Annotated in this window: 11 protein-coding genes; 1 reads left to right on the forward strand and 10 read right to left on the reverse strand. The window is 53.9% G+C overall.

All coding sequences use genetic code 11. The annotated features are described in order from the left end of the window. Nucleotides 1-216: 216 nt before the first annotated feature. The 8 genes from purT to ACN0V1_RS18950 form a co-directional block, all read right to left on the reverse strand. Nucleotides 217-1,407, reverse strand: coding sequence for a formate-dependent phosphoribosylglycinamide formyltransferase (purT, locus tag ACN0V1_RS18915; RefSeq protein ID WP_417546492.1), 1,191 nt, complete (start codon nt 1,405-1,407; stop codon nt 217-219). Between the two features lie 54 nt (nt 1,408-1,461). After that, nucleotides 1,462-1,644, reverse strand: a complete 183-nt coding sequence (locus ACN0V1_RS18920) for a DUF1289 domain-containing protein (RefSeq protein WP_417546493.1) — start codon at nt 1,642-1,644, stop codon at nt 1,462-1,464. Between the two features lie 140 nt (nt 1,645-1,784). After that, nucleotides 1,785-3,482: a methylmalonyl-CoA mutase family protein gene (locus ACN0V1_RS18925; RefSeq protein ID WP_417546494.1), complete on the reverse strand. Its 1,698-nt coding sequence runs from the start codon at nt 3,480-3,482 to the stop codon at nt 1,785-1,787. Continuing rightward, the gene (meaB, locus tag ACN0V1_RS18930) at nt 3,469-4,446 is read right to left on the reverse strand and encodes a methylmalonyl Co-A mutase-associated GTPase MeaB (RefSeq protein WP_417546495.1); all 978 of its coding nucleotides are present in this window, start codon (nt 4,444-4,446) and stop codon (nt 3,469-3,471) included. Before meaB ends, ACN0V1_RS18925 begins: the two co-directional genes overlap by 14 nt. Then, nucleotides 4,447-5,868, reverse strand: coding sequence for a phenylacetate--CoA ligase family protein (locus ACN0V1_RS18935; protein WP_417546496.1), 1,422 nt, complete (start codon nt 5,866-5,868; stop codon nt 4,447-4,449). 76 nt (nt 5,869-5,944) lie between these two features. Next, the gene (locus ACN0V1_RS18940) at nt 5,945-6,370 is read right to left on the reverse strand and encodes a cobalamin B12-binding domain-containing protein (protein ID WP_339782366.1); all 426 of its coding nucleotides are present in this window, start codon (nt 6,368-6,370) and stop codon (nt 5,945-5,947) included. A gap of 15 nt (nt 6,371-6,385) precedes the next feature. Next, nucleotides 6,386-7,078, reverse strand: a complete 693-nt coding sequence (locus ACN0V1_RS18945; protein ID WP_417546497.1) for a GntR family transcriptional regulator — start codon at nt 7,076-7,078, stop codon at nt 6,386-6,388. A gap of 264 nt (nt 7,079-7,342) precedes the next feature. Next, on the reverse strand, nt 7,343-7,924 hold the full coding sequence (locus tag ACN0V1_RS18950) for an NUDIX hydrolase (protein ID WP_417546498.1): 582 nt from the start codon (nt 7,922-7,924) through the stop codon (nt 7,343-7,345). A 96-nt stretch (nt 7,925-8,020) separates the two neighbouring features. Here ACN0V1_RS18950 and ACN0V1_RS18955 point away from each other — a divergent pair, with 96 nt between their 5' ends. Continuing rightward, nucleotides 8,021-8,584 (forward strand): NUDIX hydrolase, encoded by a 564-nt coding sequence (locus ACN0V1_RS18955; RefSeq protein WP_417546499.1) that lies wholly within the window; start codon nt 8,021-8,023, stop codon nt 8,582-8,584. Here ACN0V1_RS18955 and ACN0V1_RS18960 read toward each other — a convergent pair. Both ACN0V1_RS18960 and purL read right to left on the reverse strand, forming a co-directional pair. Beyond that, nucleotides 8,579-8,890 (reverse strand): NGG1p interacting factor NIF3, encoded by a 312-nt coding sequence (locus ACN0V1_RS18960; protein WP_417546500.1) that lies wholly within the window; start codon nt 8,888-8,890, stop codon nt 8,579-8,581. The genes ACN0V1_RS18955 and ACN0V1_RS18960 overlap by 6 nt on opposite strands. 413 nt (nt 8,891-9,303) lie before the next feature. Beyond that, nucleotides 9,304-13,209, reverse strand: a complete 3,906-nt coding sequence (gene purL / locus ACN0V1_RS18965) for a phosphoribosylformylglycinamidine synthase (protein ID WP_417546501.1) — start codon at nt 13,207-13,209, stop codon at nt 9,304-9,306. Nucleotides 13,210-13,250 lie beyond the last annotated feature (41 nt).

The following is a 13,250-nucleotide window of genomic DNA, read 5'->3' on the forward strand; positions in this document are numbered from 1 at the left end:
AATCAAGGTGGCGTATTCTACATCGTCTCGCCGCCTTGTCAACCGTTTAATTAAAGAAACTTCAAACTCGTTTTCTTCAATACTTTCAAACAGTTGCCCTTCCCAGATCACCCCGCCTCAGCGGTGTGTCCCTCGAAGGAGATGCGTATTCTACAGAGCCTGTTCAGACTGTCAACGCTTCGTTGGTGATTTTTCCGGAATTCCGACAATTTAACGTTATAGATCGATTTTGATCGCCGCAGCCGCCTTGGTGGCTTTTTCCCTGGCCTGTGCAACTGATGGTGCATTGGCAAGTGCAACGCCCATTCTGCGACGCCCATTCAACTCCGGCTTCCCGAACAATCGGACCTGGGTGTCAGGCTCTGACAGAGCAATCTCCAGGCCCGAGTAGGCAACGGCCTCCGAAGATCCCTGGGGGAGTATCACCGCAGACGCCGAGGGCCCCTGCGGACGTATAGCCGGTATTGGCAACCCAAGTATTGCTCGGGCATGCAGAGCAAACTCCGATAAGTCTTGCGAAACCAGGGTTACAAGACCCGTATCGTGAGGACGGGGCGACACCTCGGAGAACCACACCTGGTCACCCCGAACAAACAACTCAACACCATATACGCCGTAACCACTAAGGTTTTCAACAACAGCCTCTGCAACCTCTTTCGAGCGAGCCAGAGCTTTATCACTCATTGGCTGCGGCTGCCAGGATTCACGGTAATCCCCGTCTTCCTGGCGGTGACCAATCGGCGCGCAGAAGGTGATGCCGCCCCGGTGCCTTACAGTAAGCAGGGTTATTTCGTAATCAAAGTCTACAAAGCCCTCTACAATCACCCTACCCTTACCAGCACGCCCACCCGTCTGCGCGTACTCCCAGGCCGCTTCAATATCGGCTGGAGTCTTTACAGTGCTCTGCCCCTTTCCCGATGAACTCATGACCGGTTTTACCACCAATGGCAGACCAACTGCGTCCACCGCAGCAAGGTATTCCTCTCTCGATGTTACAAACCGGTACGGCGAGGTGACAAGACCAAGCTCTTCAGCTGCGAGGCGACGAATACCCTCTCGATTCATTGTCAGGTTGGCAGCCCGGGCAGTGGGAATAACCTGATAGCCTTCTTGTTCCAGGTTCACGAGCTCGGGAGTATCAATGGCTTCTATCTCAGGCACAATCAGGTCAGGTTTTTCCAATTCGATAATGCGGCGAAGGGCCTGTCCATCCAGCATATCGACAACGTGACTTCTATGAGCAACCTGCATGGCCGGTGCATTGGCATAACGGTCAACCGCGATAATCTCCACGCCGAAACGTTGAAGCTCGATAACGACTTCTTTGGCTAACTCCCCCGCACCGCAAAAAAGAACCCTGAAGGCGTTTTCTTTCAGCGGAGTACCTATCCGAACTGTGTCAGTCATGATTTTGCAAGCCCTGTGTAAAATTTGTGAGTCCCTGAGTTGCAGCGAGAGACATCAGTTCGCAACCTTGCTCTCCCGCTCTGCAACTTTTCGCAGCACTTCACGGCGCTCCTCGTTGCTCATCTGAGACCACCGCGTGATTTCATCTCCGCTGCGTTGACAACCAATACACAGGTCATTTTCATCTAAAGCACAAATGCTCACACAGGGCGAGCGCACCTTATCAGCGACATTCATCCCGCTACCTCAACTGACTGCATCTGCGGTTACCACCATGTGCCCAGAAAAGTCATTACTTTAACCTTTCCTGGGCTCTCCTTCTAATCCAGGTTAGGTCAGCAACTGCCCCGTTACCCGCTTCACTCCGTAAGTACCTATTAAATAACAGGCTTTTCGCGATAGGTTCCCCAAATACCTTTGAGGGTTTCAACAATATCACCCATCGACGCCCCTTCCTTCACCAACTCAATGGTGATCGGCATGAGGTTTACTGATTCGTCTTCGGCCTGTTCTTTCAACTGCTTGAGCATGGCCTGAACCTTTTCCTCATCGCGATTATTCCTGACCTTGTTCAGGCGATCAATCTGCCGGCGCTCTGTTTCAGGATCGTGGGGATGGATTTCAATTTTAACGTCCTCCTCCTTCTGAACGAACATATTCACGCCTAAAACCGGTCTTTCTCCGCTGGCCTTGCGTAACGCGAAATCATAAGCGGAATCGGATATGCCTCTCTGGAAATAGCCGTCGTCGATACACTGCAGAGTGCCACCAAGTTGTTCGACCTCATCAAGAATTTTCCACACTTCCTTCTCAATCTCGTCGGTGAGGCTTTCGACAAAATAGGAACCGCCCAGTGGATCCACCACCTGAGTAACATTGGTCTCGTAGGCGATGATTTGCTGCGTGCGCAGGGCAATCCGCATCGCCTCCTCAGTAGGAATGGCAAAAGCCTCGTCCATGCCGTTGGTATGTAGCGACTGCGCTCCGCCCAATACGGCAGAAAGCGCTTGGAGCGCGGTGCGAATCGGGTTGATCGTATATTGTGGCTTGGTCAGGGTCGCTGCCGCAGTTTGTGCGTGGAAGCGAAGCCGACTGGCCTCGGGGTTCGTGGCTCCAAACTTTTCGCGCATAATTTTGGCGTATATCCGCCTGGCCGCACGGAACTTGGCAATTTCTTCAAAGAAGTCTGCCTGGCTCACGAAGAAGAACGAGAGGCGGGGCCCAAACTCATTAACATCCACCCCTGCGTCGATAGCAGTCTGGACGTACACCATGGTAGTGGCCATGGTGTAGGCCACTTCCTGGACAGCTGTCGAGCCAGCTTCCGATATATGGTATCCGGAAATATTGATGGCGTTATACCGCTTCATGTTCTCGGATCCGTACTGGATACAGTCGCGGACCAGGCGAACAGACGGTCGCACCGGATATATCCACTCCTTCTGGGCAATGTACTCCTTGAGAATGTCGTTCTGGATAGTGCCAGAAAGGTCATTCAGGTCGTAACCGCGCTTCTGCGCCAGGGCGATGTACATCGCGTAGAGTATCCATGCTGACGGATTGATCGTCATGGATACTGAAATTTTCGTCAGATCGATTCCGTCGAACAACTCCTCCATATCAGCCAGAGTGTCGATGGCAACACCTTCACGGCCCACTTCGCCCTGACTCATGGAGTGGCTGGAGTCATACCCCATAAGGGTAGGCATATCGAAGTCAATCGAAAGCCCGGTTTGGCCCTGGGCTATGAGATACTTGAACCGCCCGTTGGTTTCCGTCGCCGTACCAAAACCGGCTATCTGGCGCATGGTCCAGTTCTTGCCCCGGTACATGGTGGGGTATGGCCCACGGGTGAACGGGTACTGCCCGGGGAAGCCAATATCCTCGAAAGACGTCTCTTTAACATCCAGGGGTGTGTAAGTGCGTTTCGTCGGCATCCCGGAAGCGGTGGTGTACTCTGATTTGCTCTCTGGAGCGCGCTTGATGAAAGACGACACTTCATTCTTTTCCCACTCGTCGAACTCTTTTTCAATGTGCTTGAGTGCAGCGGGGGCATACTGGTCAGTGTGATTCATGAATCGTCTCCTTCATGGCTTTTAACAGGGTCACTGCGGCTCCATGGGGATCCAGTTGGCGTTGAGTAACCTTTTTGAGCAGCTCTTCGGTTTGCGACCTGCTATCACGTGCAAAATTATCCCGGACGATTTCCTCGGCAACTTTCACCACTCGGGTTAACGCAATCTGGCGACGCCTTTCGGTGATTTCGCCACTTCGTTCAAGGCGTTCGGCGTGGAGATCGATCGCGGCCATCAACTCGCCGAAACCGGTGTGTTTTTCAGAACTGGTAGGCACCACCGGCACTCGCCAGACTCTCTCGCCGGGCTCAAGACTCATCATCAACATGGCCTTAAGCTCCTGGATGGTTTTATTGGAATCCGGCCGGTCGGCTTTGCTCACCACATGGATATCGGCAATCTCCAGCACCCCAGCCTTAATGGCCTGAATGTCGTCGCCCAAGCCCGGTGCATTGACTACAACGGTGGTGTGAGCCGCACGCACAATATCAACTTCGTCCTGACCCACTCCGACTGTCTCGATCAGTACAACGTCGAACCCGCCTGCATCCAGGAGGTCAACTGCATCCAGGGCCGGTCTGGCCAGGCCTCCCAGAGTTCCCCGGGTCGCCATACTGCGGATGAAAACACCCGGATCGGAAACCAGCTCTCCCATGCGAATGCGATCCCCAAGGATCGCACCACCGGAAAAAGGACTTGAGGGGTCAATGGCAACGACACCGACAGTGCGGCCACTGGCCCGGTATTCGAGCACCAACTGTGTAACGAGGGTCGACTTCCCTGCCCCCGGAACACCGGTAATGCCCACAACATGGGCGCGCCCGGTACTTTTGTAGAGTTCAGCCATGGCCTGGCGTACTTCAGGATCGCCACTTTCAACCCGCGTAATAAGCCTGGCGATGGCACGGACATGCCCTTCTCGCACCCGTTCGGCCAGCTTCATCGAGGATATGCGATTAATCATTTAACCTCCTCGCTTCTGGTTAAGGCTCTGGTAAAGATCCCGGTCGTCAACCACCCGCTGAGCTTTAAAGTCGGTACGCGGAAAGGTGTCCGGCTCGACCATCACAACCCTTGCCCGGACGCCCAACACGCGACTGAACTCAGCCTCTACTCGTTCTGACAACGCCCTTACTGCATCCGGACCCCTATTCGCGGTTTCCTGGTCAAACTCTGCCTGCACAGCCAATTCGTCCATTGAACCACCGCGCGAAACGATGATCCGGTGCTCGCCGCCATAACCGGCAAGACCTTCCAGAATTTCTGCGATGGCACTGGGATACACGTTTTCACCACGGATCTGGAACATGTCGTCGATCCGGCCATAGATACCTTTTGGTAACCTCGGATAGGTTCGGCCACACGGGTTGTCTTCCATCACCCAATAGGTCAGGTCGCCGGAAACCATGCGAATCATCGGCTGAGAGGTACGTTCGAGGTGGGTATAGATCGGTGTGCCTTGCTCACCAAAGGGGACACGACGATGGGTATTCTGGTCCGCCACTTCGGTGTAGACAATGTCCTGCCACAGAAGCATGCCTTCGGTGTCGGCACTGCCGGCGGCGTGCATCCATGGCGTAAGTTCAGCCATGGTTCCGCAATCAACCACCTTCGCACCGTAGATATCCTGAATCTTGTCCCGGATGGATGGAATAGAGCCGCCAGGCTCACCGGAGAAGAAAAGCACCTTGATACAGAAAACCCTGGGATCAATCCCTTCCTCACGGGCTACTTCTGCCAGCCGCAGCGCATAGGAAGGTGTGGAGTAGAGGCCAGCGGGCTTCATCATTGCCAGCCAGGTGACCGCGCGCGCCGTCATCCCCGGGGCACCGGCGCCAAATGGGAAGGCTTTGCAGCCCAACCGCTCAGCGCCGATCAAAGCACCCCAGGATCCCATGTACAGACTCAGGATGGCAGCTACAAACACGGTATCCCCTGGACGCAGGCCCATACCCCACATAATCCGGGCATGATTGTTCGCAATGGTTTCCCAGTCACGCCGGGAGATGCCAAAGGCGGTCGGTCGACCGGTTGTGCCAGAGGTACCGTGGATATGATGGATGTCGCTATCAGGGCAACAGAGATAGTCCCCGAATGGTGGATGCTTCGCCTGGGAGTCACGCAGTTCTTGTTTGGTAACGACAGGAACCTGTTCGAAGTCGGCAAGGGTGCGGACGTCGTTTGCCTTTATACCGGCTGCGTCCCATTTACGCTGGTAAAACGGAGAGTGATCGTAGGCATACGTCATTACGTCCCGAATACGCGCAACAATCAGTTCGTCGCGCTTGTCAGGATCCATCGTTTCGCGATCCCGAAACCAGTAAGCGCTGTTCGAGTCAGGAAAGTAGTCGTTATTGTAACTTGGAGGGAAATTCCAATCTTCCATCGGAGACTCCTGATATTGTTATTGGTTGTCATCTGAGGAAACCTGTCATAAGCGCCCGGCCGCCAACGTACTGTATTTATCGGGCACCACGGTCTGCGACTAATTGCCGGAACGAATCAATGATTTCCTGAGGAGGCGTGTCCTGGAGAAGAATCTTGTGAACGCCCATCTGGTAAAGCTCTTCGACATCGTCGTCCGGGATGACACCGCCACCCGCAATAATCATGTCGTCCGCTTCTCTGGCTTTCAGGAGCTCCAGTACCTTGGGAAAAATGTGCATGTGTGCGCCCGAGAGCAGGCTGATACCAAGGATATCCACATCTTCCTGGATAGCGGCGTCCACGACTTCCTCCGGCGTGCGATGCAAACCGGTATAGACCACATCCATACCGGCATCCCTGAGCGCACGCGCGACAACTTTTATGCCTCGATCATGGCCATCCAGACCGATTTTGGCCAACATTACTCGAATCACATTTGCGTTTTTGTCTTTGTTTTGCATCGTATTTTCCTTGGATTAAAGAATCGCGTTACCATTTTTTTTCAGGGGTTCACGGCAGCCTTGAATTTCTTGCTGAAGCCATCTTGATGCCGTCTCCACATGCTGCCTTGCAAGCGTTTCAGCAGTCCGCACATCGCGGGTCAATACCGCATCAAGTATTGCCGCGTGCTCTTCCCATATCTGTTTCTGGTTTTTTTCAACGATGAGGATGTCACCCATAACCCGCCTTACGTGGTTCCAGTGAGCTTCCATTGAATCCAGAATGAAGGTGTTTCCTGCCAGTTCGTAAATAAAGCCGTGGAAGCGCATATCCGCATCAATAAGTGCAGGAAGGTCATGAGCCTTCCCGGCTGCGTATCCTTCATCAATAATGTCCTCTCCACGCTTCCGCGACGCTGCATCTACCCGCTGGGCCGCGAGCCCGGCACTGATCAAATCAATCCCGCACCGGAATTCGTACAGCTGCGCCACAAAATTCTCATCAAGCACTGACACCATCAGGCCCCGACGCCCCACACTGGAAAGAAATCCATCATCCCGAAGGCGCTGCATGGCCTGGCTTACCGGCAACCGTGAGACATCCAGTCGCTCGGCCAGGCTTTCCTGGGTCACTCGTTCACCCGGTTTGAGCAACCCTTCCACGATGGCATTGACCACAGAGTCGTATATCAGCTCCGGCAGATTCTTCTCGGTTTGGATTTTTTTCATTGCTCAAACTCCACGACACATCTCCCTGACTACCGTTTGCATACAGTATTCACCATGTAATACCTGTTTACCCTTTAACCATATTAGACCTAAGTCTAATTACCGGTTATTTTTTGAGCACATGACTATGCGGTCCCGACCTGTATAAAAGCACTAGGGGACGAGGAAATGATGTTAAGTAAGGATGCAGTGCCGGCCAGGATGAGCGTGCCCGACAGCAGGAAAAATCAGAAAGGGATAAAAATCAGAGGAGTCAGGTGAGACTCACTTGGGGGATTCCAGCAAATCGATGCCGGTATCGTACACAGCATTCAAAAAATCGACCAGAACCACCGCAGACAGCCCCCAGATCTGATAGCGTTCCCAGCGATAGCAAGGCACGTAAAAGGTATGGTTCTGAAAGTGCAACGCATCTGTGCGCTCGCGCCGGTCTTCCAGAAAGAAGGACAGCGGCACACGAAATACACTTTCGATCTCGTTCGGGTTCGGATCCAACGGATGCCCCTCGGGCACAACGCCAACATAGGGAGATACGAGGATCCCGTAACGTGACATCACCTGGCCAAGCGGCGCGATGATCTCTACCTGATCAGGCGGCAGGCCGATTTCTTCATGCGTCTCCCGTAAGGCAGTCGCAACCAGCGATACATCCCCAGGGTCGCGCTTCCCGCCCGGGTAGGCAACCTGCCCGCGATGGGTGCTCAGATTTGCCGAGCGCAACGTAAATATCATCTCGGGATTACCAGGATCATCCGTAACCGGCACAAGGATACCAGCCTCGGGATAATCCAGATCGAGCTTCCGGGGCGCATAGTCAGTTAAACGATGAACAAGTAAATCACGCAAATCGGAACTCCTGAGTAAATCCGGTGTTGAATGAGACAGCGACAGCAAGGATCATTAAACTGAACGTACGACCAATTCAAGTATACGGGGAAAAACATGAAGTACTGCAGCACATGCGGCCATCAGGTTAAACAGCGTATCCCCGAGGGCGACAATCGCCACCGCTATGTGTGCGTAGATTGCGGCACAATACACTATCAGAACCCGCGCATCGTTGCGGGCACAGTCCCTGTATGGGAAGGGCAGATTCTGCTTTGCCGCCGAGCAATTGAGCCGCGATACGGGTACTGGACTCTTCCCGCCGGATATATGGAGAACGCCGAAACCACTGTCGAGGCTGCTGAGCGAGAAACTCTGGAGGAGGCCTTGGCCGAAGTAAATATTGAAGGGCTCTATTCCATTATCGACGTCCCCCACATAAACCAGGTACACATGTTCTATCGGGCGACGCTTAAAGACGGAACGTTTGGTGCGGGCGAAGAGTCTCTTGAAAGCCGCCTGTTTGCGCTGGATGACATCCCGTGGGATGACATCTCTTTCCCCACCGTGCGCAAAACTCTGGAGTTTTTTCTCGAGGATCTGAAAAAAGAGTCCTTCGGCGTTCATGTAAGTGACATCCGGCACCCTATGGCCGCCACCCGAGCCAAGGACGATCTATAACATCTCCATTCGATAAATCTCGTAGGCAGGCTCTTCATAAGGATGGGCCTGCTTGAGTGCTTTAACCGCCTGCCTGATCAGATCATCCTTACAAACGAGCTCAACCTTGAACTCACTCACAATTTCCAGCCTACCTTTTTCTCCCAGAAAAGGGCTACTCCCCTCCCGCGGCCTGAACTGTCCCTGCCCACGACATTGCCACGCACAAGAATCATAATCACCAATGCACCCGGCACCAATATCGAAGAGTGCTTGTTTGGTTTTCTCCAGGTGCGTTTCTGGCACGAAATAGCATATTTTGTACATGCAGATCCTCTCCGAACCGGATATTTTTTGTACAGATTAGTAGCTTAGGTACTTACCCACAGATTCTGTGGATAAGTCTGGGGAAAGTTTTAGGGAACCCCTCTCCAAACCCCGTATTTACTGCCCTCACGTTAAATTGGCGACAAATTCACCCGATATATTTTATTCTTAATTTTCAATACCTTAAACCCAATGATCAAAAAATGAACCTGTATCACCTGCATTGTTCAGAGAACGCACAGGGAACCGCCAGAAATGTGCATAAAGATATTGAGTCAAGGGCTATTTCTGAAATATAACAATGTTTTTCACTTGAAAAACATAAAAAACTCCGGGCCGCACCCACAAAAAAACCGACTCTTGAATGGCACCCTGTCGGGGCCCTCCAAAGCCGGTTTTCAACCAGAATTCGGTTAACCGAACCAGCGTCTCGCATTTCTGAACATGCGCATCCAGGAACCATCTTCCTGCCAATCCTTCGGACGCCACGAGTGCTGAACAGAGCGGAATACCCGCTCTGGATGCGGCATCATAATGGTGATGCGACCATCGCGGGTGGTGGCACCTGCAATGCCATTCTCAGAGCCGTTAGGGTTATAGGGGTAACGAACCGTTGCCTGACCTCTGTTATCCACGAAGCGAAGTGCTATTCGCTCGCTTTCTCCCAGATCCGCAGCAGACGCGCTCCCTGAAAACTCCACCCTGCCTTCGCCATGAGCAACGGCTATAGGCATACGCGACCCGGCCATGCCTTCCAGGAAAGCAGACGGCGACGGCATCACTTCAACCATAGCCAGCCTCGCTTCAAATTGCTCGGACTGGTTGCGGACAAAGCGCGGCCACCCTTCACTACCCGGAATCAACTCGTGCAAACTTGAAAACATCTGGCAACCATTGCACACACCAAGTGCAAGAGTGTCCTGACGGTTAAAAAACGCTGCAAACTGGTCACGAACACGGTCGTTGAAGAGTATGGACTTGGCCCAGCCTTCACCGGCACCCAACACGTCTCCATATGAGAAGCCGCCACAAGCCACAAGACTATTGAACGCCTCAAGGTTCACCCGCCCGGAAAGCAGGTCGCTCATGTGCACGTCGAAAGATTCAAAGCCAGCCCGGTCAAATGCGGCGGCCATTTCAACCTGCCCGTTGACACCCTGCTCACGGAGAACCGCAACTTTCGGGCGCGCACCCTTATTAATATACGATGCTGCAATGTCTCCATTTACATCGTAAGACAGCTTTACATGCAGCCCCGGATCGTCCGCGTCCAGCAGATTGTCAAACTCCTCGAGGGCACAGTCAGCATTATCCCTCAGAGACTGGATACGATAGCTGGTCTCGGACCACAGGCGCTGCAGTTCAGTTCGAGCGTCATCCACAACCGTTTCACCCTCAAAGGTCAGGCGCAGGTGATCGTTATCGTTCAGGGTGCCGATGACGCTGATAGTGTCGCCCAGCCCGGCCGCTGAAAACTGCTGAAGCACAAAATTGGTATCTTCTCTGCGTACCTGGATAACCGCACCCAGCTCCTCATTGAACAGCTCCCGGGCAAACTGACTGGATTCGTCCGCCAGACCATCCAGCTTGATGTCCGCACCGGTGCGACCGGCAAAACACATCTCTGCGAGAGTCACATACAAGCCGCCATCCGAACGGTCATGATAGGCGAGGATCTTGTCGTCGGTGTTCAGCCCCTGAATGACAGCGAAAAACGCTTTGATGTCCTCAGGATCGTCAAGATCCGGAGCCACAGCGCCAACCTGACTATACACCTGAGCCAGAGCTGACCCGCCCAGGCGATTCTGCCCTGCGGCCAGGTCAACCAGAATCAGGTCGGTTTCGCCCGCATCCTTTATCAACTGTGGAGTCAAGGTGCGGGAAACGTCGATAACCGGCGCAAAGCCGCTGACAATCAACGACAGCGGCGCCGTAACGCTCTTCTGCTCGCCGTTATCCTCCTCCCACATGGTCTTCATGGACATGGAGTCCTTGCCCACGGGTATGGTAATTCCGAGTTCCGGGCACAGCTCCATCCCAACGGCACGCACTGTTTCGTAGAGGTTTTCGTCCTCACCCGGGTGGCCGGCTGCCGACATCCAGTTTGCCGACAGGCGAATATCAGAGAGCTTGCCAATAGCAGCAGCAGCCATGTTGGTAATGGCCTCACCCACAGCCATTCGGCCAGATGCGGGCGCATCAATGGTCGCAATCGGCGTGCGCTCACCCATAGCCATGGCTTCCCCGGCCAGCACATCAAAGGAACTTGCAGTAACCGCAACATCGCTGACCGGCACCTGCCAGGGGCCAACCATCTGGTCACGGGCGACAAGCCCGGTAATCGTACGATCACCGATGGTTATCAGGAAACTCTTCGAACCTACTGAAGGAAGCCGCAACACTCTGCGAATCGCGTCATTCAGGTCAACTTTCGTAGAATCAAATACCGGCTTGGTAAACGATGTCCGGTTAACACTCCGATGCATGCGAGGCGGTTTGCCAAAGAGCACATCCATCGGCAGATCGACGGGTTTGTCGTTAAAATAGGAATCGCTCAGCTCGAGATGATGGGCTTCGGTTGCCTCACCAATCACTGCATAAGGGCAGCGTTCCCGGCGACACAGCGCATCAAAAAGCTCCAGGTTTTCAGGAGCGACCGCCATAACGTAGCGCTCCTGGGACTCATTGCACCAGATTTCAAGTGGCGACATGCCTGGTTCGTCGCTGGGAACATCCCGCAACTCGAACTTTCCGCCACGGCCACCATCCTTAACCAGTTCCGGCATGGCGTTGGAAAGGCCGCCAGCGCCAACGTCGTGGATGAAGCACATGGGATTCTTCTCGCCCATCTGCCAGCAGCTGTCGATCACTTCCTGACAGCGGCGCTCCATCTCAGGGTTATCACGCTGCACGGAGGCGAAATCAAGATTCTCATTACTGGCGCCAGAATCCATGGAAGATGCGGCGCTGCCTCCAAGGCCGATTAGCATGGAGGGCCCGCCCAGTACGATAAGTTTGGCCCCTACCGGTATATCGCCTTTTTCCACATGTTCTGCGCGGATATTACCAAGACCGCCGGCGATCATGATGGGCTTGTGATAGCCCCGCACTTCGTTACCTGCCGGGCCGGCAACCTGCTCTTCAAATGTCCGGAAGTAGCCCGCTATATTCGGGCGGCCAAACTCATTATTGAATGCTGCGCCGCCAATCGGCCCCTCAATCATGATGTCCAGAGCGGAAGCGATCCGGTCGGGCTTACCGTAATTGATTTCCCAGGGCTGGGGGTCGTCTGGCAGGTTGAGGTTGGAGACCGTAAAGCCTGAAAGACCCGCCTTCGGCTTGGAGCCACGGCCGGTTGCGCCTTCATCACGAATTTCACCGCCAGACCCCGTTGCGGCGCCTGCGGCGGGCGCAATCGCGGTCGGGTGGTTGTGAGTCTCCACCTTCATAAGAATGTGGATGTCTTCCTGATTATAACCGTAAACGCCGGTTACAGAATCCGGAAAAAAACGCCCGCCGCGGCTACCGCGAATAACCGAGGCGTTATCCTTGTAGGCAGACAACACACCTTCGCTGTTCATCTCGAAAGTGTTCCGGATCATGGCGAACAGCGACTTCTCCTGCCCCTCACCATCAATGTCCCAGGATGCGTTGAATATCTTGTGGCGGCAGTGCTCGGAGTTTGCCTGAGCAAACATCATCAACTCAACGTCGGTCGGATCGCGCTCAAGGCCGATAAACGATTTCACCAGGTAATCAATCTCGTCATCTGCCAGCGCAAGACCCAAGCGATTGTTTGCATCTACCAACGCCTTTCGGCCACCAACCAGAACCGAAACTCGATCAAGAGGGCGCGGCTCGTCATGACTGAACAGCAATTGCGCACCGCCCATTTCGTGGAAGACTTTCTGAGTCATTCGGTCATGCAACAGCGCGGCAACCTTTTCGCGCTGATCCAGACCAAGCTTCTTGCTCGCCTTGATATAAAAAGCCGTGCCGCGCTCGATGCGCTGAATCTGGCGCAAACCGCAGTTACGTGCAATATCGGTTGCCTTGCTGGACCAGGGAGACAGGGTTCCTGGGCGTGGCACAACGAGAAACAGCACGCCATCCGGCTCTTCACCCGGTACGCTGGGCCCGTAGGTCAGGAGCTGATCAAGAATGGCCTGCTCGGAATCAGAGAGTGCGCCCTCCAGATCCACAAAGTGCATGAATTCGGCATAAACATGCTCAATCTCCGGCACAATGGCCTGAATTTTGGCAAACAATTTATGAGAGCGGAAGGGTGAAAGCGCGGGTGCGCCGCGAAGTTCAAGCATGATATCAACCTGTATCGCGCGAAACGGGGAAGTCCGGGTGC

This window comes from Marinobacter sp., assembly GCF_048266785.1.
Classification (GTDB): domain Bacteria; phylum Pseudomonadota; class Gammaproteobacteria; order Pseudomonadales; family Oleiphilaceae; genus Marinobacter.